Origin of the sequence: Luteimonas sp. 22616 (assembly GCF_052044325.1) — a bacterium.
Classification (GTDB): domain Bacteria; phylum Pseudomonadota; class Gammaproteobacteria; order Xanthomonadales; family Xanthomonadaceae; genus Luteimonas.
In genome coordinates, this window is sequence record NZ_JBQEMW010000001.1 from 1,201,474 (window position 1) to 1,226,340 (window position 24,867).

Genomic DNA, 24,867 nt, shown 5'->3' on the forward strand with positions numbered 1-24,867 from the left:
CCGCATGAAACAGGCACTCGACATACTGCTGCGCAACAACCGCGCCTGGGCCGAGGGCGTACGCAGCGAAGACCCGCACTTCTTCGAGCGCCTGTCCGCGCTGCAGGCACCCAAGTACCTGTGGATCGGCTGCTCGGACTCGCGCGTACCGGCTAACCAGATCATGGGCCTGGCGCCGGGCGAGGTGTTCGTCCACCGCAACATCGCCAACGTGATGGTGCACACCGACCTGAACTGCATGTCGGTGATCCAGTTCGCCGTCGACGTGCTGAACGTCGAGCACATCCTCGTGGTCGGCCACTACGGCTGCGGCGGCGTGGATGCGGCGCTCAACGGCCTGCGCATCGGGTTGTCCGACAACTGGATCCGGCACGTCGGCGACGTCGCGCAGAAGCACGCCGCACTGCTGGAAGGGTTTCCCGCCGAGCAGCGCCCCAATCGCCTGTGCGAGCTCAACGCGATCGAGCAGGCCGAGAACGTCTGCCTGTCGACCGTGGTCCAGGACGCCTGGGCGCGCGGACAGAAGCTTTCGGTGCATGGCTGGGTCTACAGCCTGGCCGACGGCCGCGTGCGTGAACTGGGCATGGACGTGGATTCCGCCGCGGCGCTGACGCCGACCTATGCGCGCGCGCTTGCGCAGCTGCGCGAACGCCAGGTCGAGGAAGCGCCATGAGCGACGTGATCGACGCCAGCGGCGCGCCGCGCCCGGTGGGCATCTATCCGCACGCGCGCCGTGTCGGCAACCTGCTGTTCCTGTCGGGCATCGGCCCGCGCGACCCGGCCGGCAACGGCATCCCCGGCAACGAATACTTCGCCGACGGCCGCGTGCGCAGCCACGACATCGCCGCGCAGGCCCGCGCGGTGTTCGCCAACGTGCGCGCGGTGCTCGATGCCAGCGGTTCACGCTGGGAGGACCTGGTGGACATTACCGTCTACCTCACCGACATGGCGCGCGACTTTGCCGCCTACAACGCGGTCTGGGCCGAGCATTTCCCCGACCCGGCCACCGCGCCCTGCCGCACCACGCTCGGCATCGACGCGCTGCCCACGCCGATCGCGATCGAACTCAAGTGCGTCGCCGCCTTCAAGGAGTAAGCCATGCTGCCCGCCCCGCTGAACCTCCAGGCCTGGATCGACGAACACCGCCACCTGCTCAAGCCGCCGGTGGGCAACAAGTGCATCTACGACGGCGATTTCATCGTGATGGTGGTCGGCGGCCCGAACGCGCGCACCGACTACCACTGGGACGAGGGCCCGGAGTGGTTCTACCAGCTCGAGGGCGAGATGGTGCTGCGCATCCAGGAGAACGACAAGCCGCGCGACATCCCGATCAAGGCCGGCGAGATCTTCCTGCTGCCACCGCGCGTGCCGCATTCGCCGCAGCGCATGGCCGACTCGATCGGCCTGGTGATCGAACGCAAGCGCCTGCCGCACGAGGACGACGGCCTGATGTGGTTCTGCGAGCAGTGCAACCACAAGTTGTACGAGGAGTTCTTCTTCCTGCACGACATCGAGAAGGACTTCCCGCCGGTATTCGAACGCTTCTACGCCTCGCGCGAGCACCGCACCTGCAAGCAGTGCGGCCACCTGAATCCGGCGCCATCGAAGTACGAGTTCCCGGATACCTGACCGTCGCTCCGTCCCAGCACTTTTGTAGGAGCGGCTTCAGCCGCGAGCTTTTGACATCCCCGCGCAAGCTCGCGGCTGAAGCCGCCCCTGCAACAGCCGGGATCGTCGAGAATGCGTGAATACCCGCCAGGAATCGCTCCGTGCTGCGCTCCCTGATCGACCTCAAGCCCCGCGACGTTCCGCTCCGGGTCGCGCTGCGCAACACCATTGCCGTGGTGGCGCCGCTCGCGGTCGGGCTCGCGATCGACCAGGTCCCCGCGGGGCTGGCGATGACCACCGGCGCGATCAACACCATGTTCACCGACCAGCCCGGGCCCTACCGGCAGCGCATGCAGCACATGCTGATGGCCGCTGCCGCCGCGGGTCTGTCCGCCCTGGTCGGCATCCTGGTCGGCGGGCACATGTGGTTGTTCGCGCTGGCGGCCGCGCTGGCCGGGCTGCTCGGTGGCCTGCTGGTGGCGCTCGGACCGGTCATCGCGCGCGTGGGCATGTCCAGCATGATCGTGCTGATCATCACCGCCGACATGCAGGTACCGACGGTGCACGCGCCAGGCGTTGCCGCCCTGATCTTCGCCGGCGGCGTGCTGCAGATGCTGATGGCGGTCGCGGCCTGGCCGTTGCAGCGCTATCGGCCCGAGCGCTTCGCGCTTGCAATCGTATTGCGGCAACTGGCGGACGTCGCGCACAGCCGCCCCGACACGTCATTGCCGCCGCCGGTGTCGATGGCCGCCATGGAGGCCCTGGAAACGCTGCATGGCGAGTATCGCTCGCGTGGCCGGGCAATGCAGTCCTTCCGCATCATCGCCGAACTGTGCGAGCGCGTGCGCATCGAACTACTGTCGCTGGGCGACGTACTCGAACGCGTCGAGGACCCCGACGCCATGGCCCGCATCCGCAGCGTCCTCGCCGGCGCCGAAGCCATCCTCGGCCACCTGTCCGATGCAATGCAGGCGGCGGAGAAACCGTTGCGCGCCGAACAGGAGGTGACCACGCTCGGCGCTCGCGTCGATGCGCTGGCGCACGCGGTCGACGCTGTTTCCGGTGCCCGCGACCGGCGCCTGCTGCGCATCGCAGTGCTCCGCGCGCAGGGGCTGGCCGGCCAGCTGCGCGCACTGGTGCGCAACAGCGACTGGGCCAGCAGCCGCGGCGAGATCCGCGCCGAGCTGGCCGATGCGAAGCTGCCCGCGGCGCTGCGTCCCGGCAATCCGCTGCAGACACTGCGCGCCAATCTCGACCTGTCCTCGGTGGCCATGCGCCATGCGATCCGCTGCGCCGTCTGTCTCGGGATCGCCGTTGCCTGCGAGCGCCTGCTGGAGATTCCGCATGGCGCATGGATCCCGATGACCGCCGCCATCGTGCTGCGGCCCGACTTCGGCGGCACCCTGCGCTTCGGCCTGCTGCGCGTGGCCGGGACCTTCGGCGGCCTGCTGCTGACCTCGCTGGTGGTGCACCTGGTGGTCGACAACACGGTGCTGTCGCTGCTGCTGATGGCGCTGCTGTGCATTGGCTTCCGCCTGCTGGCGACGGTCAACTACGGCCTCGGCGTGGCGATGCTGACCGGCATGCTGGTGCTGCTGCTGGCGTTCGAGGGCATCCCGCCCGGAGACGCCATCCACATGCGCGTGCTGGGCACGACGCTGGGCAGCGCGCTGGCCCTGGTCGCCTACCTGCTGTGGCCGACATGGGAAGGCCAGCGTTCGGACATCGCCCTGGCCAGGCTGATCGACGGCTACCGCGCCCACATCCTGGCCGTGCTCGGCAACGACATCGGCGCCCTGCACGAGACCCGCACCACCGCCCGCGCCGCGCGCACGCGCGTGCTGGCCTCGCTCGACCGCATGCGTGCCGAGCCCGGGCGCGAACGGGCCGCCGAACTGGTCGCGACCGAATCCTTCCTCGCCAACGCCCACCGCCTGATCCGCACCTCGCTGTCGCTGGAAGCCGCGTTGCGCGACGAAGGCACGTTGCCGCAGCTGCCCGAGCTGTCCGCCTTCGCAAGCGAAGTCGACGCCTCGCTTGCAGCCATCGCCGACGCCCTGCGCAACCGTACGCTGCCGCAGGTCCGCTCGCCCCGCGTCGCCGAACGCCAGCTCGCCAAGGCCCTGTCGCGCGACGAGGCGCTTGCCGCCAGCCCGGCCGGCATGGCGCTGGCCGACACCTGCGACCGCATTGCCGACAGCATCGACACGCTTGCCCACCTGCTCCGCCAGGCGCGGGCGCACGACGCGAAGGCGATCGCCGAGCCGGCCGGGTAAACTGGCCGCCATGCTCAAGATCGACATCCACGCGCATTACCTGCCCCGCGACTGGCCGGACATGGCGAAGAAGTACGGCGACGACCGGTTCCCGGTCATCCACCACACCGACGACGGCCGCCATCGCATCTACAAGGACGGCAAGTTCTTCCGCGAGATCTGGTCGAACACCTGGGACCCGCAGCAGCGCATCGACGAGTACGCGCGCTTCGGCGTGCAGGTGCAGGTGATCAGCACGGTGCCGGTGATGTTCAGCTACTGGGCCAAGCCGCACCACGCGCTGGAGCTGCATGCCGCGCTCAACGACCACATGGCCGAGACCCTGCGCACGCACCCGCGCCACTACGCCGGGATCGGTACCGTGCCGCTGCAGTCGCCGCGGCTGGCGATCCAGGAGCTGGAGCGCTGCATCGACCAGCTCGGCCTGCAAGGTGTGCAGATCGGCTCGCACATCGGCGAATGGAACCTCGACGCGCCGGAACTGTTCCCGTTCTTCGAGGCCGCCGCCGACCTGGGCGCGGCGATCCTCGTGCATCCCTGGGACATGATGGGCGCCGAGTCGATGCCGAAGTATTGGCTGCCCTGGCTGGTCGGCATGCCGGCCGAGCAGTCGCGCGCGGCGTGCTGCCTGGTGTTCGGCGGCGTGCTGGAGCGGCTGCCGAAACTGAAGGTCTGCCTCGCCCACGGCGGCGGCAGCTTCCCCTACACCATCGGCCGCATCGAGCACGGTTTCAACATGCGCCCGGACCTCGTCGCCACCGACAACCCGCGCAACCCGCGCGAGTACCTCGAACGCCTGTACTTCGATTCCTGGGTCGCCGATTCGCGCGCGTTGCAGTACCTGCTCGACACCTGCGGCGTGGAGCGCGTGATGCTCGGCACCGACTATCCGTTCCCGCTCGGCGAACAGGTCCCGGGCGCCGGCATCGACGCGATGGAACTCGACGACGCCGGCAAGGCGCGCCTGTTCCACGGCACCGCGCTGGAATGGCTGGGGTTGCCGAAGTCGCGATTCGCCTGACCGTGCGTGGAGACGTCGTCGCCACGCGCACGCCCCTGCCACTTCCCGCCGCGCGGCATTGCGCGCTACCCGGAACGACCCGATGACCGAACTCTTCTCCGACGACCACGCGAACGCGCAGGACGCCGCCGACCCGTTGCGCGATCTGCGCGATGAGTTCCTGATCCCGCGGCACGACGGCCGCGACCAGGCCTACTTCTGCGGCAACTCGCTGGGCCTGCAACCCAGGTCCGCCCGCGCGCACGTCGAGGAAGTGCTGGACAAGTGGGCGCACGAGGCCGTCGAAGGCCACTTCACCGGGCAGGCGCAGTGGATGCCCTACCACGAGCTCGTCCGCGACGGGCTCGCGCGCGTGGTCGGCGCGCTGCCGTCGGAAGTGGTGGCGATGAACTCGCTCACCGCCAACCTGCACCTGATGATGGTGAGCTTCTACCGGCCCACCCGCGAGCGGCCGGCGATCCTGATGGAAGCCGGCGCGTTTCCCTCGGATCGCTACGCACTCGAATCGCAGGTGCGCTTCCATGGTTTCGACCCCGCGACCGACCTGATCGAACTGCAGCCGGACGAGCCCGACGGCACGTTCTCGATGCAGGCGATCGAGCGCGCCATCGCCGAGCACGGCCCGCGCCTGGCATTGATCGTCTGGCCGGGCGTGCAGTACCGCAGCGGTCAGGCCTTCGACCTGCGCGAGATCGCGCGCCTGGGCCACGCCGCCTGTGCGGTGGTCGGCTTCGACCTCGCCCACGCCGCCGGCAACCTGCCGCTGCAGTTGCATGATGCCGACGCGGATTTCGCGGTGTGGTGCCATTACAAGTACATGAATGCAGGACCCGGCGCGGTTGCCGGTTGCTTCGTCCACGAACGCCACGCCCGCAGCGACCGGCCGCGTTTCGCCGGCTGGTGGGGCCACGAACAGGCCTCGCGCTTCCGCATGGGCGCCGACTTCGTGCCCACGCCCGGCGCCGACGGCTGGCAGCTGAGCAATCCGCCGATCCTGGGGCTGGCGCCGCTGCGCGGTTCACTGGAACTGTTCGACCGCGCCGGCATGCCCGCGCTGCGGGCCAAGTCCGAGCGCCTGACAGGCTATCTGGAAACCCTGATCCGCGAACGGCTGTCCGGCACGCTGCAGATCGCCACCCCGCGCGAACCCGAACGTCGCGGCGCCCAGCTTTCGCTGCGCGTCGTGGAAGGCCGCGGCCTCACCGGACGCGACGCCGGCAGGTCGCTGTTCGACTTCCTCGCCACCCAGGGCGTACTCGGTGACTGGCGCGAACCGGACGTGATCCGGATCTCGCCGATGCCGATGTACAACACCCACGCCGACGTGCTGCGGTTCGTGCGCGCGGTGCAGGCGTGGCGTGGGGAATGATCCCTACTGCATCCACCACGAAACCGTTATTTCCGCGAATTTCGGGATGACGGTTTCCGGGAGCCGAATTGAACAGGACTGACTCGAAATCCCTCACCATCATCGGCGCCGGCCTCGCCGGCGCACTGCTGGCCACCCTGCTCGCGCAGCGCGGCTGGCGGGTGGAGGTGTTCGAACGACGTGGCGACCCGCGCCTGCACGGCTACGCCGGCGGGCGTTCGATCAACCTCGCCCTGGCCGAGCGCGGCCTGCATGCGCTGCGCGCCGCGGATGCCGATGGCGCGGTGCTGAAACAGGCGGTGATGATGCGCGGGCGCATGGTGCACCCGCTGCACGGGCAGCCGCAGCTGCAGCGCTACGGTCGCGACGACAGCGAAGTGATCTGGTCGGTCAGCCGCGGCGAGCTCAACATCACCCTGATCGACGCGGCCGAAGCGGCGGGGGCCACCCTACATTTCGATCGGGGGCTCAAGTCCGTCGACTTCGACGCGCGCACCGCCACCTACCGTGGCAACGGCCAGCTGCACACGCATCCGTTCAACGCCCTGCTCGGCTGCGACGGCGCCGGCTCCACGCTGCGCGCGCAGATGGGCGCGCGCAGCGATCTCGGCGAGCGCACCGAATGGCTCGGCCATGGTTACAAGGAACTGGAAATCCCGCCCGCACGCGACGGCGGCTTCCGCATCGAACCCAACGCGCTGCACATCTGGCCGCGGGGTCGCTACATGTGCATCGCGCTGCCCAACGACGAGCGCAACTTCACCGTCACCCTGTTCATGGCCCTGCACGGCGACGGCGGCAACGACGACCCCGATTTCGACTCGGTCGCCACCGCGGCGGACGCACGCGCGCTGTTCGAACGCGACTTCCCCGACACGTTGCCGCTGATCCCGGAGCTGGAAAGCGACTTCGAGGCCAATCCCATCGGCACGCTGGCCACGCTCCGCCTCGACCGCTGGCACCTGGATGGCGACGCGGTGTTGCTGGGCGACGCCGCGCACGCGATGGTGCCGTTCCATGGCCAGGGCATGAACTGCGCGTTCGAGGACTGCGTCGCGCTCGCGGACTGCATCGAGGGCCACAACACCCTGGCTGGCGCCTTCGCTGCATTCGAGACCACGCGCAAACCCAACGCCACCGCGATCCAGGACATGGCGCTGGAGAACTACATCGAGATGCGCGACCTGGTCGACGATCCAGACTTCCTGCTGCAGCAGGCGCTGGAACGCAAGCTGCAGGAACGCCACCCCGGCCGCTTCGTGCCGCACTACTCGATGGTGACCTTCATGCGGATCCCGTACGCCGTGGCGCTGGAGCGCAGCAACATCCAGCGCGGGATCCTGGTGGCGGCCACGCGCGGGCTGGATTCGCTCGACGGCGTGGACTGGGATGCGGTCGACGCCGAAGTCGAACGGCAGCTGGCGCCACTGGTCGACAATGCCTGACACCGGCCGGTCGCGCCGCCTGCGACGGGCTTGCGGCAAGATGTCCGGTACTCGCCCTTGTGGGAGCGGCTTCAGCCGCGAGTTCTGGCTTTGGCTCCTCCCCCTGCGACGGCAGGGGGAGGCTGCGAGGGGGTTTCCACGGTTCGCATTGATCCCGAAGGGCACCCCTCCCCAGCCCTCCCCTGCCTTCGCAGGGGAGGGAGTCGAAGCTCGCGGCTGAAGCCGCTCCCACAAGAACAGGAATAGCAGGACGCCCCGCAGACTCGAACCCATGCCCGCCAGTTTCCTCTTCTACGACCTCGAAACCTTCGGCACCGACCCGCGCCGCAGCCGCATTGCGCAGTTCGCTGCGATCCGTACCGATGCGCAACTCAACGAGGTCGAGGCGCCGGTCGAGTTCTTCGTCAAGCCGGCGGACGACCTGCTGCCCTCGCCCATGGCCACGCTGGTCACCGGCATCACCCCGCAGGATGCGCTGCGCGATGGCGTTACCGAGGCCGAGGCCTTCGCCCGCATCTTCGAGGAAATGGCGCGCCCGGAAACCTGCACCCTGGGCTACAACTCGCTGCGCTTCGACGACGAGTTCGTCCGCCACGGGCTGTTCCGCAATTTCCGCGATCCCTACGAGCGCGAGTGGCGCGGCGGCAACTCGCGCTGGGACCTGCTCGACGTGATGCGCCTGGCCCACGCGCTGCGGCCCGACGGCATCGAATGGCCGAAACGCGACGACGGCGCAACCTCGTTCCGGCTCGAACACCTCGCGGCCGCCAACAACGTGCGCATCGGCGACGCGCATGAGGCGCTGTCGGACGTGCGCGCGCTGATCGGCATGGCGCGCCTGCTGCGGCAGTCGCAGCCGCGGCTGTGGGAACACGCCGCGCGACTGCGCGACAAGCGCCACGTCGCCACCCTGCTCGATTCCATCGCGATGACGCCGGTGCTGCACGTGTCGCAGCGCTATCCCGCCGCGCGCCTGTGCGCGGCCGCCGTGCTGCCGCTGGCGCGCCACCCGCGCATCGACAGCCGCGTGATCGTGTTCGACCTCGACAGCGAGCCCGACGCGTTGCTCGACCTCGAAGCGGACGCCATCGCCGACCGCCTCTACGTGCGCGCCGCCGACCTGCCGGAAGGCGAATCTCGGGTGCCGCTGAAGGAGGTCCACCTCAATCGCTGCCCGGCGCTGATCCAGTGGGCGCACCTGCGGGAGCCGGATTTCCAGCGCCTGGGCATCGATCCCGCGGCGGTGGAAGTCCGCGCCGCGCGGCTGCGCGCCGCGGCACCGGCACTGGCTGAAAAGGTCCGCCGCGTCTTCGCCAATGTGGCCGAGCGCGAGCCAGCCGACGCCGACGCGTCGCTCTACGACGGCTTCATCGGCGACGGCGACAAGCGCCGCTGTGCCGATGTCCGCGCCACCCCGCCGCAGGCGCTAAGCACCCGCGACTTCGGGTTCCAGGACCCGCGCCTGACCGAGCTGCTGTTCCGCTACCGGGCGCGCAACTGGCCGGAAATGCTGTCCGCCGACGAGCAGGCGCGCTGGAACGAATACCGTGTCCATCGCCTGGTCGACGACTCCGGGTTGTCCGAGGTGACCTTCGCGCAGTACGAGGCGCAGATCGCGGAACTGCGTGCGGCGCATGCCGACGACGGCGCCAAGCAAATCCTGCTCGACGGGCTCGAGGATTGGGGGCGCCGATTGCGGGCTTCCCTTCCATGATCCGTGGGAGCAGCTTCAGCCGAGGGCTCCTGGTGCACCGGATAAAGCGCGCGGCTGACTCCGCTCCCACGCGAGTGCTTCACGACTTTCGACACCGGATGACCGGCCTGCCATGACGACCTACTTCTCCGACAAGAGCTTCAAGTTCCTGCGCAGCCTCGCGCGCAACAATGAGCGCGCCTGGTTCCAGGCGCACAAGGCCGACTACGACGCCCACGTGCGTGGCCCCTTCCAGGCGCTGCTGGCGGACCTTCAGCCGGAGCTGCGCACGGTGAGCGAGCATTTCCGCTCCGAACCGAAGACCGTCGGCGGTTCGCTGTTCCGGATCCAGCGCGACACCCGCTTCGCCAACGACAAGACGCCATACAAGTCGTGGCAGGGCGCGCGCCTGTTCCACGAGCGCTCGCGGCAGGTGCCGGCGCCGTCGTTCTACCTGCACCTGCAGCCGGGCAACTGCTTCGTCGGCGCGGGACTGTGGCATCCGGAAACGGCGACGCAACGGCGGGTCCGGCAGTTCATCTTCGACAACCCCGGCAGCTGGCAACGAGCGGCGCATGCGCCTGCCTTCCGCCGCCGATTCGACCTCGAGACCGACGAGATGCTGGTGCGGCCGCCGCGCGGTTTTCCCGCCGACTTCGCTTTCATCGATGATCTTCGCCACAAGAATTTCGTCGCTTCGCGCGCAGTCGAGGACAGCGTGATGAGCGGCCCCAGGCTGCGGCAGACGCTGGCGAAGGACCTGCAGGCGCTGGCGCCGTTCATCGATTACCTGTGTGCGTCACTGGACCTGGAGTTCTGAAGAAAACTCGTGGAACGCCCATGGGCGTTCCTACAAGGGCAGTGGGATCGTCATAGAATCCCGAGACGGTCACGGGAGTATCGACGATGAAGAAATGGCTCTGGCTCGCCGCCGCTGTCCTGGTCGCCCTCCTCGCCTGGACCGCAAGCGGCCCCTACCGGACCGTCAATGCCATCCGCGATGCCGCGCAGGCACGCGATGCCGCAGCGATGGCGAAGCAGGTCGACTTCCCGGCGCTGCGCAGCAGCCTCAAGGCGCAGCTCGGCGGTCATCTGTTGCGGGAAGTCGGTGCGCCGTCGCCGGACAATCCGTTCGCGGTCTTCGGGCTCGGCATCGCCAACGGGCTGGTCGGCGGGCTGGTCGATACGATGGTCACCCCCACGGGGCTCGGCGCGATGATGGAAGGCCGCAAGGTCTGGGACCGCGCCAGCGGCCTGCCGCCGCCCTCGAGCGACGAGGCGCGTACCTCATCGGAGCCGCGCCCGTTGCAGGACGCGCAATACCGCTACGAATCGCTGTCGCGTTTCACCGCCACCGTCCACGACGACCAGGGCCGTCCGGTGGTGTTCGTGATGACGCGGCATGGACTGGACTGGAAGCTCTCCGACATCCGGCTGCCGTTGCAGGAACCCGCTCCGTAGGAGACAGGCCGGTCGGCAAGTAACGAGTCAGGGGTTCGACACGCCATGTGGCACGTGCCCGGTGGCCACGTGCTTGCGCGCCGAGTCGATGTTGTGCAGCGAATCGTCGAAGAAGATGTCGGCACCGAACACGTCCAGGAACGGCCCCTTGGCGCGCCCGCCGAGGAACAGCGCCTCGTCCAGGCGCACGCCCCATTCGCGCAGGGTGCGGATCACGCGCTCGTGCGCAGGCGCCGAACGCGCGGTGACCAGCGCGGTGCGGATCGGCGAATCCTCGCCCGGCGGATAGGCGGCCTGCAGCCGGTGCAGCGCGTCGAGGAAGCCTCGGAACGGCCCACCGGGCAGCGGTTCGCGCGCGCGTTCGCGCTCGTGGCGATGGAAAGCCTCGATGCCGCGCTCCTGCGACACGCGCTCGCCCTCGTCGTCGAAGATCACCGCGTCGCCGTCGAAGGCGATGCGCAGCTGGTCGTGTCGGTGTGCCGGCGCCTTGGCCGGCAGGATCGTCGCCGCGGCGACGCCGTTTTCGAGCGCGCCGCGCACCGACTCCGGATTGGCCGACAGGAACAGCTGCGCGCCGAACGGCTTGATGTAGGGCCAGGTCGGCGCACCCGAGGTGAAGGTTGCGCGCGAGATCGCCAGGCCGTGGTGCTGGATCGAGTTGAACACGCGCAACCCGGTGTCGGAAGAGTTGCGCGACAGCAGGATCACCTCGACCCGCGGCGAGTCGGCCGGCGCGCCCTCGTTGAGCGCGAGCAGCTTGCGCACCAGCGGGAAGGCGATGCCCGGTTCGAGCACGTCGTCCTCGCGGCTGCGCTGGTGCTCGGCGTAGACATCGATGCCCCGCGCCTCGAACAGGCTGTTGCTTTCCTCGAGGTCGAATAGCGCGCGCGAGGAGATCGCGACGGTGAGCAGGTCGGCGGGGGTGTCGGACATGGCCGCATTGTGCCGCGAATCGGTCGCAGCGGTTGCGACGCTGCGTGTGGTTTGCGGGGAGGATTTTGTGGGAGTGGCCATGGCCACGATGCTTTCCGGGGGAAGCCGGTGAAAGCATGGCTTCCCGGCGCGGAAGCTGGACGGCATCGCGGCCATGGACGCTCCCACGCATGGCCGGGTGCTCCCAGAGGTGGCCGAGTGCCCCACCGATGGAAGGACACGGCGTTGGCGGGCATCATCGACGCGCCCGCCCCTTCCAGAGACCACCGGCCCATGACGATCCCCACCGACTTCAACGCCTTCCGCATCCACAGCGACGACGCCGGTTATCGCAGCGGCATCGAGCGGATATCGCTCGGCGACCTGGCGCCCGGCGAGATCGTCATCCGGGTCGCGCATTCGTCGGTCAACTTCAAGGACGCGCTGGCCGGCACCGGCAAGGGCAAGATCCTGCGCCGGTTCCCGCTGGTGGGCGGCATCGACGTGGCAGGCCATGTGGTGGCGTCGACCGATGCGAAGTTCCGCGAAGGCGACACGGTGCTGGTCACGGGCTCCGGCCTGAGCGAGACCCGCGACGGCGGCTATGCCGAATACGCGCGGATCGAAGCGCGATGGGCGGTCGCATTGCCTTCGGGGCTGGACCTGCGCGAAAGCATGATCCTCGGTACCGCCGGTTTCACCGCCGCGCTCGCGCTGCTGCGCATGGAAGAAAACCGGCAGGCGCCGTCGCTCGGGCCGCTGGCGGTGACCGGCGCGACCGGCGGCGTCGGCTCGCTGGCGGTCGACATTTTCAGCAGCGCCGGCTACACGGTGCACGCCGTCAGCGGCAAGCCGGAACATGCCGATTACCTGCAGGCGATCGGCGCCAGCGAAGTGCTCGGCCGCGATGCGCTGGCCAGCGCCCGGCCCCTGGAATCGACCCGTTTCGGCGGCGGCCTGGACAACGTCGGCGGGCCGATGCTCGCCAGCCTGCTCGCGCAGACCGCGCCCTACGGCAATGTCGCCAGCGCCGGCCTCGCGGCCACGCATGACCTGCCGGCCACGGTGATGCCCTTCATCATCCGCGGCGTCTCGCTGCTGGGCGTCGCCTCGGCCGGCACCGCGCGCGACATCCGCGACGAAGTCTGGCGCCGGCTGGCCTCCGACTGGAAACCGCGCCACCTGGACCGCATCTGCACGCGCGAGGCCACGCTGGAACAGCTGCCCGCGGTATTCGACACCATGCTGGCCGGTGGCTCGATGGGACGGACGCTGGTCAATCTCCGGGAACCCGTCGCAGCGGGCGCGTGACCGGCCTGCTTGCGGCCACCACGGCCCCGGCTACAATCTCCACGCACCCAACGGGGAACATCATGGCGCGCATTCTGATCGTGGACGATTCGCCCTCCCAGCTGATGGGGATCCGGCGCATCGTTGAAAAGCTGGGCCACGAGGCACTGACCGCCGAGGACGGCGCCGCCGGTGTCGAGGTCGCCAAGCGCGAACTGCCCGACCTGATCCTGATGGACGTGGTGATGCCGAACCTCAACGGTTTCCAGGCCACCCGCTCGATCACGCGCGACCCGAGCACCAAACACATTCCGGTGGTCCTGGTGACCACCAAGGACCAGGACACCGACCGCGTCTGGGGCATGCGCCAGGGCGCGAAGGCCTACCTGACCAAGCCCTTCTCGGAGTCCGAACTGGCGGAGGCCATCGCCGGCATGATCGGCTCCGGTGCGCCCGACACCCCGCCCGAGCCGCCCGCCGCGGCCTGACCATCCCTTCCACAGGGTGGCCCGCTGGATACGACCCGAGCCGCTCCCCGGTATTCGCCTGATTGGTCCGCATCCCGCGGGCTTTTCCATGCACCCCGGCGATCGCGAAGAACGCTTTTTCGCTTTCCGCGACAAGCACCGCGATGTCGGGAGCATCGGCCGGGTGACCCGCCAACCAAGCGAGTATCGGGGAGCGACTTGGCGGGTTACCCGGCCGATGCCTCACGGATACATCCGCTCTGAACGATATGCAGCCGCATGAGTCCGGCCGCTCTCCACCAAAACATCAGCATCAACAGCGTCCGCTCCAGCGACGCGATCCCACCGATGCCACGGGGATTTCTCGTCACCGAGCGGTGACGCCCTACTCCCGGCGCCAGTCGCCGGCGAAGGCGTCCCGCAGGCCTTCGTAAGCCTCGCGCTGGCCGTCGCCATGCGGCGTCGGTGCCTGCACTTCCAGTTCGACGATCTGGTCGCCGGCCGCGGTCGAAGCGGCGCCGTTGGGCAAGCCGCGACCGCGCAGGCGCAGCTTGCGACCGGCTTCCGAATTCGCCGGGATCTTCAGCTCGACCTTGCCACCCAGCGTCGGCACGCTGATCGTCGCACCGAGCGCGGCTTCCCACGGCGCCACCGGCAGCGTGTAGATGATGTTGCGGCCGTCGACCTCGAACTGCGGATGCGCCGCGTACTCGATCTCCAGCAACAGGTTGCCGCCACCGGTGCCCTGCCCGGCCAGGCGGATCGCCTGCCCCGGCTTGATGCCCTTGGGCACGCGCACGTCGAAGGCCTTGCCGTTGAGCCCGACGCGGACGCTGTCGCCGCGGTACACCGCCTCCAGCGACACCGCCAGGCGCGCGCGCAGGTCGGCGCGCCCCTGGTGGCCGCGCGCCTGTTGTTGCGAGAACCCGCCGCCGCCCTGGCGCCGGAACAGGCTTTCGAAGAAGTCGCTGAAGCCGCCGCCCGCGCCGCCGCCGGCGAACACCTCGTCGAAATCGAAGCCTTCGCCGCCGCCCTGCCCGTAGCCGCCCGGAGGCGGTTGCACCTCGTCGCCGGGACGATAGCCGCGGGTGCGCAACTGGTCGTAGGCCGCACGCTTCTGCGGGTCGCGCAGCGCCTCGTAGGCCTCGTTGACCGCCTTGAAGTTTTCCTCGGCGCCGGCTTCCTTGCTGACATCGGGATGGTACTTGCGCGCCAGCCTCCGGTACGCCGTCTTGATCTCGGCGTCGCCCGCGCTCGGTTCCACGCCCAGGATGTCGTAGTAGTCCTTGAACTGCATCGTGTCGGTGTCTCCAGCGAAAGCGGCCCGCGACGTTGCCGCCGCGAGCCGGGATTATCCGCCTTCCGCCCGCTTGCGCGGTGAAAGGCCTACTGCACGGTCTCGACGCCGACGCGGATGCGGCGCGGCGTGGTTTCCGGCTTCTTCGGGATGCTGACTTCCAGCACGCCGTTGCGGCCGCTGGCCACGATGCCGTCGGCATCGGCGCTGTCGGGCAGCGCGAAGCGGCGGTTGAAGCTTCCGTTGCGGCGCTCCACGCGCGTGTAGTGCGCGCCTTCGGCGACGACCTCGGCCTTGCGCTCGCCCTGGATGGACAGGATGCCCTTGTCCATCTGCACCTCGATGTCCTGCGGGTCGATGCCCGGCAGGTCGGCGCGGATCACGAAGCGGTCGGTTTCCTCGCGGATGTCGACCTGCGGCAGCCACTGCGCGCTGGCGGAAGCGGACTCGGCGACTGCGCTGGCCAGGCGCCGGGCCGGCCACTGGCGGTAATGGACGATGTTCATGCTGCGATTCCTCTGGATACTGGGCGGCGCCAATTGCCGCGATGTCCACGAGGTAGGTGCACGGCGCGGGATTTCAAGCCCGTCTTGACGCCGCCTTTCCCCCTGCGCACTAGACTGCGTTCACTTCAACAGGATCCCCCCAATGCCCATCCAGCCCGGCGACTCCATTCCAGAAGCACGGCTCCAGCGCATCGACGAAGGCGTCGAGATCATCGATACCCCCACCCTGTTCGACGGCAAGAAGGTGGTCCTGTTCGCGGTTCCCGGTGCCTTCACCCCCACCTGTTCGGAAAAGCACCTGCCCGGTTTCATCCAGCACTTCGACGAGTTCCGCAAGCGCGGCATCGAGGTGCTCTGCATGTCGGTCAACGACCCGTTCGTGATGCAGGCCTGGGGCCAGAGCCAGCACGCGCCGGAGGGCCTGCTGATGCTGGCCGACGGCAACGGCGAGTTCGCGCGCGCGCTGGGGCTGGAGATGGACGCCAGCTCCTACGGCATGGGCATGCGCGCCAAGCGCTTCTCGCTGTATGCCGAGGACGGCGTCGCCCGCATCGTCAACGTCGAGGCGCCCGGCGAGTTCCGCGTGTCCTCGGCCGAACACCTGCTCAGTCAACTTTCCTGACCCGAGGAGCCAATCGATGGCCAAGCAAGCCGCGAAGAAGAAAGCCGCCAGCCCCGCCTCTCCGCTCACCGCCACAGCGACCCTGCGCGCACGCGCCCGCAAGAACATCGACGACGGCGCGATCACCGACAGCTACGCCGCCGATCGCAAGGTGGTGATCCGCATGCTCAACGACGCGCTGGCGACCGAGTACGTCTGCGTGCTGCGGTACTACCGCCACTACTTCATGGCCAAGGGCATGCTGGCCGACGCGGTCAAGGCCGAGTTCCTCGAGCATGCCCAGCAGGAGCAGGCCCATGCGGGCATGCTGGCAGAGCGCATCGTGCAGCTTGGCGGCGAGCCCGACCTCAATCCCGACACCCTGACCGCGCGCTCGCACGCCGAATACAAGGAAGGCAAGGACCTGCGCGACATGGTCAAGGAGAACCTCGTCGCCGAGCGCATCGCGATCGACAGCTACCGCGAGATGATCAACTACGTCGGCGACCGCGACACCACCACCAAGCGCATCCTCGAGCACATCCTGGCGCAGGAAGAGGAACACGCGGACGAGTTCTCCGACCTGCTCGACGGCTGGATTGGGTGAGCGAACGCGCTTAGCCGATGCCCTATCGGCATCGGCTGCGTTCGCGAACGCACGGCCATGGATGGCCGGGCTGGACGACCCGAAGCCAGAACGCTGCGCCATGGACGGCTGCGATATGCGATCAAGACAATCGGCACTGCCGCGCGCCTTGGCGAACGCCCGGCCAAGGATGGCCGGACCGGTGGTTCCGAAGCCCTGATGCTTCGCCATGGATGGCCGCAGGCAAGTCAATCGAAGCAACGTGATGCCCTATCGGCATCGGCTGCGTTCGCAAACGCCCGGCCACGCACATGTGGCCGGATGCAAAGCTGGAGATTCCGCTTCTCTTTTGTAGGAGCGGCTTCAGCCGCGAGCTCTTGCGTGACGAAGAAGCGAGAGAATTCAAGCGCAGTGAGCTTCCCGGCCCGGCGCTGAAGAGCTCGCGGCTGAAGCCGCTCCTACAGGGCCGCGGCGCCTAGGGAGGAAGCACGCGGAACTGCAGGCTGGCCCATGCCCCGCTTTCCGCGAGTGCGGTCAACGTGTGATCGCCGGCTTCGCCAAAGTCGTGCGCGAATGGCCGGGCGCCTTCGGACTCCCCGATCCGGCGCCCGTCCAGCAGCCACTGCACTCGCGAACCGCTGCCCAGCGCACGCAGCGACAGCCGCACCGCGTGCTGGCTGCCCGGGGCGCGCGCCAGCGTTGCGCGGTCGTTGATGCCCTCGATGCGCAGTTCCTCCACCGCGCCGCGCCCGTCGGCCATGCAGTCATCGGCCAGCGGCGGCAGCCGTGATGCGCGTCGTTCGGCCGCCGACAGCCATGGCGACGCCAGCGCGGGCCAGCGCGCGATCTCGGTGCTGCGCGTTTCGTGCGGCAGCGAACAGGCGGCCGACACCCGTTCACCGGTTGCCGTGTCGGCATCGAACCGTTCGCGCCCGGCATTCCACAGGCGCGCGCCGCGTTCGGCGAAGGTCGTGGGCACGACTCCGTCCAGCGTCCATGCCTTCATCCTGCGCTGGCACAGGGCGGCCGGCTGCGCGTCCGCTGCGATGCCCAGCGGCCAGCAGATTTCGGTTTCCGCAACGTTATGCGGCGGTGGGCGCGGCACGCTGTCGCCGCGCCCACGCGGCAGGCTGTCGACGACCTCGAACATCAGCGGCAGCGCCGTGACTGCGCCGTACTGTCCCGGCAGCGGCGTCCCGTCTGGCCGGCCTACCCAGACCCCGACCGTGTACCGGCGCGTGCTGCCGATCGCCCATGCGTCGCGGAAGCCGTAGCTGGTGCCGGTTTTCCACGCCACCCGCGGCCGGCCGCGACGGTCGAAGGTGTCCTCGCGCTCGCCCGGGCGCGGATTGGCCTCGAGTATCGTGCGCACGATCCATGCTGCACCCGGCGACACCACGCGCCGGTCGATGCGCGGATCGGAGGGCGTGTAGCGCACGCGTCCGGCGATGCCGCCGCGATTGAGCGCCGCGTACGCGCCCACCAGGTCCTCCAGCCGCGCGCCGGTGCCGCCGAGAATGACCGACAGGTTGGGTCTGGCGCCGCGCGGGTACTTCAGCGAGATGCCGGCATTGTCCAGGCGCGCCGAGAATCGCGCTGGGCCGACGCGATCCAGCAGGTCGACCGCGGGAATGTTCAGCGACAACCGAAGAGCCTCGGCCGCGCCGACCGGCCCGTTGAACGCGGCATTGAAGTTGCCGGGCCGATATCCGCCGAACGACTGCGGCGCGTCGACCAGCAGGCTTTCGGAATGGATCAGGCCGTCGTCCAGCGCCATGCCGTACAGGAACGGCTTGAGCGTGGAACCGGGCGAGCGCCACGCCTGCACCATGTCGACGTCGCCGAGCCGGGCCTTGTCGCCGAACGCGACCGAACCGACGTAGGCACGCGCCTCCAGGGTCGCGTTGTCGACCACCAGCAGCGCGGCGGAGGTCCGGGGCGGCAGATCGGAGAAGTAGGCAGTGACACGTTCCTCCAGGGTGCGCTGCAGGCCGGGATCGAGCGTGGAAGGGATGCGCGCGGATGCGGGATGTTCGTTGCGCAATCGTTGCGCCAGCAACGCCGCGGAGAGCGGCGCATGCAACGTGCGCGAGACCACCGCCTCGATCTTCGCGTCGCGCACCTGCGCCGGTGTCCAGACACCGAGTTCGGCCATGCGATCGAGCACCTTGTCGCGGGCCACGCGTGCCTCGTCGGGATGCCGGTCCGGCCGCCAGCGGCTCGGCGCCTGCGGCAACACGGTCAGCAGTGCGGCCTCGGCGCGCGACAGGCGCGAAGCCGGCTTGCCGAGATAGGCACGGCTCGCGGTCTCGACCCCCTCGATGGTGCCGCCGAATGGCGCGCGTTCGAGATACAGGGTCAGGATCTCGCGCTTGGACAGGTGCGCTTCGAGCTGCAGGGCGCGCAGGACCTGCTTGAGTTTCACCCACGGCGTGCGCGAATGCCGGCCGTCGGCGGGCCGGTCGAGGATGCGCGCGACCTGCATGGTCAGCGTCGAGCCGCCCGACACGATGTGCCCGCGCAGCAGCCACTGCCTGCCGGCGCGCAGCAGCGACACGGGGTTGACTCCGGGATGGCGCCAGAACCAGCGGTCTTCGTAGTTGAGCAGCACCTGCAGGTACAGAGGCGAGACCTGTTCCGGCGTGACCGGGTAGCGCCATACGCCTTCGGCGTCCGCGAACGCACGCAGCGGCGTGCCATCGCGCGCGACCACCAGGGTGCTGGTGTCGCGCTTTTCAGGCAGGGGCAGCGGGAATGCGAGGTCGAGGACCAGCAAGGACAGCAGGATCGCCACCGTGCCCCAACGCAGCCACGGGAGCATGCTGCGCCAGCCGTGGCGTGCGGGACGCGAAGCGCCGGGCGAACTGGATTGTTCGCTGAGGCTCTTCGCGGTGCTCGCGGCCTCGCGGGCACTATCGGCATGCCGTGCGCCGGAATTCCAGCGCAAGCGGTAACCCAGCGCCTTCAGTTTTTCCAGTATTGGTCGACGTTGGAACGACAAGTCACTAGGTTCCCGCTTGCGCGGGAATGACGATCAAAAGCGCAATTGCTTCTTCCCGATTCCCGATTCCCGGGCGGTCGCAACCCGCCCTGACCTTGGCTTCGGCCCTTCTCCGGCCTGCGGGAGAAGGGCTCGACCCAGTGCTGCTGGAGCACAGCCTCAATCACGACTGCCTGTCGCAGACCACAAGCCACGAGTCGCCGGGCTTTCGCGACTCACGGCTGCACCACCGTGATGCTCGCCGGCACCGACTTGCCAACGCCGCGCAGTTCCGGACGGTACATGTCCTCGACCAGCGGCGGCGGCGCTGTGTAGGTGCCTGGCGTTACCGCGCGCACGAGGTAGAACACGCGCGCGGGACGGCCGGCATACAGCTTCAACGCGGCGACGTAACGATCCTCGCGGTATTCCTCGTGCACCACGTCGGCGGCATTGGCGCGATTGGTGATCTCGATGCCATCGACCACCACGTCGGCCCACTGTTTCTCGTCGCCGAGGTTGAAGTTCTCGACCTCGAGCCCTGCAGGCAGCAGGTCGGTGAGCAGCGCATCGGCCATGTCGCGATCGGCAGTCATGCTGACCTCGACGATCAGCGCCTCGCCCTCCTTCAACGGCCCGGGCCTCCACGCCTTGCCGTCGGTGCCGTACCACTTGCGCTCGACCTTGATCTGGCTGAAGTCCGGCTCGGGCGCGGTGCGCGGTACGCCGGCGACTTCCAGGCTCGCGTACAGCGGCGGCGTGCCCTTGGGGTCGAAGCGCACGCCCTTGGCCAGCGTGTCGTAGTCGAACATGCGGCCCACGATCTTCGCGGCCGCGGCCGTGTCTTCGACATCACCGACCTGCCAGGTGCCGGACACGCGCTTGTCCTGGCCGGCCATCAGCGCCTTGCCCAGCCGCACCAGCGCCACCTGCTCCTGCGTGCTCAGGTAGAGCCAGCGGCTGTTGCGGCGCGCGTCGAGTTCGCGACCCAGGTCGACCGCACGCGCGTCGTACGCCGGCTTGGCGTAACCACGCTCGTGGGTCAGCGCGATCATCAACGCGATGTCGCGCAGCGGACTGCCGTAATCGCCCAGGTAGCCCGGGCGATCGCCCTTGAACGCGAAACCTTCGGCAATCGACTTCTCGCCGCGCGTCTTGTCGCCCTGCATCGCCAGTGCGAGTCCGAGGTGCACCAGCGGCAATCCGGTCAGCGTCTTCTTGCGGTCGTTGTCGTACAGGGCGCGCAGCGTGCCGAGCGGTGCACGGTTGACCCGCGCCAGCACGTAGCCGGCATGCGCCTGGTAGGCGAACTTGAGGTGCGAGCGATGGTCGCGGCCATAGAACTCGTTGCCGCCGGCCAGCAGATCCTCGTTGAGGCGCTGCAGCGCTTTCTGCAGCACGTTGTCGGGGACCTGGAAGCCGCCCTCGCGCGCATCCAGCAGGAACTCGACGATGTACGGCGTCAGGTTCGGGCTGACATAGTTGTCGTCGCCCCACATCGAGAAATGCCCGGAGCTGACCTGCATCGAAGCCAGGCGACCGAAGGCGCCTTCCATCCGCGCGCGGCGCCTGTCGGCGTCCAGGCCAGTGGCGCCCAGCATCTTCGCCGTCGCCGGATCGAGTTCGAGCGCGGCGTAGCCCTTGCTGGCGGTCTGCTCGGCGCAGCCGTAGGGATAGTTCAGCGCACCCTGCAACGCGCTGGCAAACGGAATCGGCGGGATCGCGCTGACCGTCATCCGCGCGTTGACCGAACCGGGCATGAGTCCACTGGCGAAATCCGCGCCCAGCGACACCGCGGCCAACTGGTCCAGCACCTGGGTGCGCGCGCGCAGCACGCCTGGCCAGGCCGGGCGTACCGGCAGGTCGTAACGCCGGTCGACCTTGAAGCCGTTGCCCTCCACGCGCACGCGCACGTTGGCGGTGCTGTAGCCCTCCTTCGCGGTCAACGGGAAACTCAGCGTCGACTTGCCCTCCACCGCGATCTTCGCGTCGCGCACGTTGTCGCCGATCGACACCGGGCCGATGCCGTCCACGCGCACCTTGAAATCGCCGGCCTTGCCGGTGAAGTTGGTCAGGTCGAGGGTGACCGTGCTGCTGTCGCCAGGCGCGAGCACGCGCGGCAGGCTGGCTTCGGCCACGATCGGCGCGCGCACCACGGTTTCGACGTCGCGATTGCCGTAGCGATCGGCGGAGAACACCAGGGCCGACACCCGCAGGGTGCCGTTGAAGTCCGGCACCGGCAGGTCGATGCGTGCATTGCCCCTGGCGTCGAGCTTCACCGGGCCGGCGAACAGATCCACCGTCTGCACCCGAGCCGTCGGCCGCCGCGCCTGCGGCAGCGCCTCCAGCGCCATGTCGCCGCCGAAGCGCAGCTTGGCCATGCCGCCCTCGAAGCTCTCGATCACGCGGCCATACAGGTCGTAGGCGTCGACGCCCAGGCGCCGTTGCGCGAAGAAGTGCTTGTTGGCATCGGGCACCGGGAAGCGGGTGATGTTGAGGATGCCCACGTCGACCGCGGACACCGTCGCATAGGCCTGCTGGCCGGCGAGTTCGGGCACGCTCACGATCACCCGCATCGGCTGTTCGGGGCGCATCTGCTTCGGTGCCTTCAGCCCGACCGCGACGCGACGCGCCTTGCGGTCCATCGGCACCCAGGCCACGCCGACCGCGCGCGCCGGCGTGATCTTGCTGGGTACGCTGCCGCCGCGGAACACCAGCGCGGTGACGTAGACGTCATGCCGCTCCCAGTCCTTGGTCACCGGGATCTCGAACGTGCTGCCACCGGCCTTGACGTCGATGTCCTGCACGTACAGCAGCTTGTCGCTCTCGACCAGCAGCACGCCCTTGCCGGCGTGCGGCGGCGTGATGGTGGCCTTGAGCGTGTCGCCGGCCTTGTAGCCGGTCTTGTCCAGCGACAGCTTGACCTTGTCGGGGCGTGCATCCAGCCCGCGGTTCTGGTCGTCCCAGCTCCAGCCGGCGCGGAACGGATAGCGCATCGTCAGGCCGGTCGCCGGGTCGAGCACGTCGACGCGGTACTCGCCCCACTCCACCGGGAAATCGAGGCGCACCGCGGTGGCCGCGGAATCGATCGTCTTCGTCTCCACGTTCTCGAACCGGCGGGTGAAGTCGTAGTCCCAGCCGTCGTCTTCGTCGTAATTCCAGTGGTAGTCGCGATGCTCGCGCACCAGCGTGACCTTCAGCCCCTTGCCCGGGCGCGGCCTGGCGTCGCTACCCACGCGCAGCAGTTCAAAGCCTGCGTTGCCGTTGCTGTCCGCGCCATCGGCGTCGTCGAACAGCGGGCGCACGCCGACCAGCGCGTCGGCCGGCCACATCACCCGCTTCAGCGAACGGTTGACGCTGCGGCCGCCGGTCTCGTATAGGCTGCCGGACACGACCACCGCCACCGGCGTCACCGGCTTGACCTCGTCGGGAAGCGGGATGTCCTGCGCCAGCTTGCCCTTGGCGTCGAGCTTGGCGTCGATGACGTCCTTCGCCTCCCTCGGCAGCTCGACGGTCGGATCGCCGAAGAAGTAGCCGGGCAACTGCTCGAGCGGGTGCTGCTCCGCCGCCACCGCGAGCTTCGCGCTGAAGCGGTTGTCCGCGGCGGGCGCGCCGTACAGGTAGGCGCCGGTCGCTTCCAGCCGGAACGGCTGTCCGGGCTTGAGCGCGGCATCGGCGGTGGCGAGGTCGAGCTTCATGCGCTCGGGCAGGAACTCCTCGATCCGCAGCGTCATCCCCTCGACCGCTTCCGCGCTGGCCGGATCGGTACGGAACTCGACCCGCCAGCGCCCGGTCGGCGCGTCCACGGGAATGGTCTTCTCGAACTTGAAGTAGCCCAGTTCGCCGGCCTCGATGCGACTGTCAAGGAAGGTCTTGCCGTCGGGCTGCTTGAGCCGGACGAAAAGTGGTTGCGTGCGCGGCTGCCCATCCTTGCCCTTCGCCGCGACCGGCTTGCCGTCGTTGTCACGGAACAGGGCCGACACGCGCACGGTCTCGCCGGGACGGTACAGGTCGCGGCCGGACCACGCGAACACGTCGAACCAGGCCGATTCCCGGCCGGCGACCGCGAATTCGGAGAGATCCAGCGCAGGCTGGTTGAACGGCAGCAGCGAGATGTCGCTGCCGCGCCGGGCGACCAGCACGTGCCCGGATTGCAGCTTGTAGTTCAGCAGCGCATTGCCGTTGCCGTCGGTCTCGCCCTTGAGGAAGGTGTCGCCCTGCGGGTCGAGGATCCGCAGCTCGACGCCGCCCACAGACCCGCCGTCGCGCAGCGAGGCGGTGTGCACGTACAGCTTGTCCTTGTAGGCCCGCGCATGCAGGCCGATGTCGCTGACGGTGAAGAACGCGGTCTCGAACTGGTCCTGGAACTGGCCCGAGCGCTTCATCACCGCGAAATACAGCCCCGGCTCCTGCAGCTCCGGGATGTTCTGCACCGGCAGGTAGGTCAGCGCGCGCTCGTTGCGCTTGCCGCCGAGCACGAAGCGGTTCACGTAGACCGACCTGGCCAGCTTCGACAGCGGCACGTGCCCGTTGTAGTCGCGCTCCAGCTCCCAACTGCCGCGGCGCCCACCGCGCTGGTATTCGCTGAAGAACTGCGCCAGCGATTTCTCTTCCACGCGGAGGAACTCGACATCGACCTCGTCGACGTTGACCGACACCACCGGCAGCCCGCGCGACTCCTTCGCCGGCAGCACGCTGCCCTGCGAGGCGAAGCCCACCGCGGGATCGAGTTCGCCGGTGAACACCTTCTGCTCGATGTCCTTGCCGAGCTTGCTGCCGTCCGCGGCAGTGAGTGCGCCCGAGATGCGCAGCGTGTAGTTCTTGTTGGCCTCGACGAACGGGAACCGCAGGGTCTTGCCATCCTCGTCCAGCGACCAGCTGCTCTTGTCGCCCACCGGCTCGGCGAAGGTCAGCAGCTTGTCGAAATCCTGGGTGCCCACCAGCGGCTGCGAGAACTCCAGCGCGATGGCCAGCGACTCGCGCCCCTGGTCCGGGTAGGCACGCAGCAGCGCGAATCCCTCGACCTTCGCGCGTTCGGCCTTGACCGGCTCGCCGCTGGCTTCCGGAAGTTGCCCGTGCGGGCTGCGCTTGCAGGCCACCAGGCCCACGGCAAGCAACAGTACGAAAGTCCATTTGGCCACGGCCGCGGCCACCACGAAGTCGCGCTTGCGCATGTCAGGTCCATCTCCCGGGTCGTCCCGAGTATATGACGGCCGTTGGAGATTTTCGGGGCCACCATGCGGCGGCCTGGCACCTTCCGCAGGAGCGGCTTCAGCCGCGAGTTTCTGCTCTGGTCTTGTAGGAGCGGCGGAAGCCGCGAAGCTTTCCCGGTAAAGCCATCGCGGCTTCCGCCGC

At 68.7% G+C, this 24,867-nt stretch carries 19 protein-coding genes; 14 read left to right on the forward strand and 5 right to left on the reverse strand.

What is annotated here, in order from left to right; all coding sequences use genetic code 11:
• The first annotated feature begins 4 nt into the window (after positions 1-4).
• The 10 genes from can to ACTJIL_RS05615 all read left to right on the forward strand — a co-directional run bounded on the left by can (position 5) and on the right by ACTJIL_RS05615 (position 10,873).
• Positions 5-673, forward strand: coding sequence for a carbonate dehydratase (can, locus tag ACTJIL_RS05570; protein ID WP_440754567.1), 669 nt, complete (start codon positions 5-7; stop codon positions 671-673).
• Complete coding sequence (locus tag ACTJIL_RS05575) at positions 670-1,095, forward strand: RidA family protein (RefSeq protein ID WP_440754568.1); 426 nt, start codon at positions 670-672, stop codon at positions 1,093-1,095. Before can ends, ACTJIL_RS05575 begins: the two co-directional genes overlap by 4 nt.
• A gap of 3 nt (positions 1,096-1,098) precedes the next feature.
• The gene (locus ACTJIL_RS05580; RefSeq protein WP_440754569.1) at positions 1,099-1,629 is read left to right on the forward strand and encodes a 3-hydroxyanthranilate 3,4-dioxygenase; all 531 of its coding nucleotides are present in this window, start codon (positions 1,099-1,101) and stop codon (positions 1,627-1,629) included.
• A 140-nt stretch (positions 1,630-1,769) separates the two neighbouring features.
• Positions 1,770-3,884, forward strand: coding sequence for an FUSC family protein (locus ACTJIL_RS05585; RefSeq protein WP_440754570.1), 2,115 nt, complete (start codon positions 1,770-1,772; stop codon positions 3,882-3,884).
• 10 nt (positions 3,885-3,894) lie between these two features.
• Complete coding sequence (locus ACTJIL_RS05590; RefSeq protein WP_440754571.1) at positions 3,895-4,905, forward strand: amidohydrolase family protein; 1,011 nt, start codon at positions 3,895-3,897, stop codon at positions 4,903-4,905.
• An 82-nt stretch (positions 4,906-4,987) separates the two neighbouring features.
• Positions 4,988-6,274, forward strand: a complete 1,287-nt coding sequence (gene kynU / locus ACTJIL_RS05595; protein ID WP_440754572.1) for a kynureninase — start codon at positions 4,988-4,990, stop codon at positions 6,272-6,274.
• Between the two features lie 68 nt (positions 6,275-6,342).
• Entirely contained in the window at positions 6,343-7,719 is a 1,377-nt protein-coding gene (locus tag ACTJIL_RS05600) for an FAD-dependent oxidoreductase (protein ID WP_440754573.1), read from the forward strand.
• 271 nt (positions 7,720-7,990) lie between these two features.
• Positions 7,991-9,433: an exodeoxyribonuclease I gene (gene sbcB, locus ACTJIL_RS05605; RefSeq protein WP_440754574.1), complete on the forward strand. Its 1,443-nt coding sequence runs from the start codon at positions 7,991-7,993 to the stop codon at positions 9,431-9,433.
• 112 nt (positions 9,434-9,545) lie between these two features.
• Entirely contained in the window at positions 9,546-10,232 is a 687-nt protein-coding gene (locus tag ACTJIL_RS05610) for a DUF2461 domain-containing protein (protein ID WP_440754575.1), read from the forward strand.
• An 86-nt stretch (positions 10,233-10,318) separates the two neighbouring features.
• Positions 10,319-10,873: a DUF2939 domain-containing protein gene (locus ACTJIL_RS05615; RefSeq protein WP_440754576.1), complete on the forward strand. Its 555-nt coding sequence runs from the start codon at positions 10,319-10,321 to the stop codon at positions 10,871-10,873.
• A 27-nt stretch (positions 10,874-10,900) separates the two neighbouring features.
• Here ACTJIL_RS05615 and ACTJIL_RS05620 read toward each other — a convergent pair whose 3' ends face one another.
• Positions 10,901-11,806, reverse strand: coding sequence for a 5'-nucleotidase (locus tag ACTJIL_RS05620; RefSeq protein ID WP_440754577.1), 906 nt, complete (start codon positions 11,804-11,806; stop codon positions 10,901-10,903).
• A gap of 273 nt (positions 11,807-12,079) precedes the next feature.
• On the opposite strand from ACTJIL_RS05620, the gene ACTJIL_RS05625 reads away from it, so the two are divergent.
• Both ACTJIL_RS05625 and pilH read left to right on the forward strand, forming a co-directional pair.
• Positions 12,080-13,096 carry a YhdH/YhfP family quinone oxidoreductase gene (locus tag ACTJIL_RS05625; protein ID WP_440754578.1) on the forward strand — a complete coding sequence of 339 codons (1,017 nt, stop codon included), beginning with the start codon at positions 12,080-12,082 and terminating at the stop codon, positions 13,094-13,096.
• A 62-nt stretch (positions 13,097-13,158) separates the two neighbouring features.
• The gene (pilH, locus tag ACTJIL_RS05630; RefSeq protein WP_440754579.1) at positions 13,159-13,563 is read left to right on the forward strand and encodes a twitching motility response regulator PilH; all 405 of its coding nucleotides are present in this window, start codon (positions 13,159-13,161) and stop codon (positions 13,561-13,563) included.
• Positions 13,564-13,927: 364 nt separating this feature from the next.
• Here pilH and ACTJIL_RS05635 read toward each other — a convergent pair whose 3' ends face one another.
• Positions 13,928-14,839: a DnaJ C-terminal domain-containing protein gene (locus ACTJIL_RS05635; RefSeq protein ID WP_440754580.1), complete on the reverse strand. Its 912-nt coding sequence runs from the start codon at positions 14,837-14,839 to the stop codon at positions 13,928-13,930.
• An 89-nt stretch (positions 14,840-14,928) separates the two neighbouring features.
• Positions 14,929-15,345, reverse strand: coding sequence for an Hsp20/alpha crystallin family protein (locus tag ACTJIL_RS05640; RefSeq protein ID WP_440754581.1), 417 nt, complete (start codon positions 15,343-15,345; stop codon positions 14,929-14,931).
• A 142-nt stretch (positions 15,346-15,487) separates the two neighbouring features.
• On the opposite strand from ACTJIL_RS05640, the gene ACTJIL_RS05645 reads away from it, so the two are divergent.
• Together ACTJIL_RS05645 and ACTJIL_RS05650 are read left to right on the forward strand one after the other, a co-directional pair.
• Positions 15,488-15,967: a peroxiredoxin gene (locus ACTJIL_RS05645; RefSeq protein WP_440754582.1), complete on the forward strand. Its 480-nt coding sequence runs from the start codon at positions 15,488-15,490 to the stop codon at positions 15,965-15,967.
• 16 nt (positions 15,968-15,983) lie between these two features.
• Positions 15,984-16,553 (forward strand): ferritin-like domain-containing protein, encoded by a 570-nt coding sequence (locus tag ACTJIL_RS05650; RefSeq protein ID WP_440754583.1) that lies wholly within the window; start codon positions 15,984-15,986, stop codon positions 16,551-16,553.
• 454 nt (positions 16,554-17,007) lie between these two features.
• On the opposite strand, the gene pbpC is transcribed toward ACTJIL_RS05650, so the two are convergent.
• Together pbpC and ACTJIL_RS05660 are read right to left on the reverse strand one after the other, a co-directional pair.
• Complete coding sequence (gene pbpC / locus ACTJIL_RS05655) at positions 17,008-19,353, reverse strand: penicillin-binding protein 1C (protein WP_440755855.1); 2,346 nt, start codon at positions 19,351-19,353, stop codon at positions 17,008-17,010.
• A 395-nt stretch (positions 19,354-19,748) separates the two neighbouring features.
• On the reverse strand, positions 19,749-24,686 hold the full coding sequence (locus ACTJIL_RS05660) for an alpha-2-macroglobulin family protein (protein ID WP_440754584.1): 4,938 nt from the start codon (positions 24,684-24,686) through the stop codon (positions 19,749-19,751).
• Positions 24,687-24,867 lie beyond the last annotated feature (181 nt).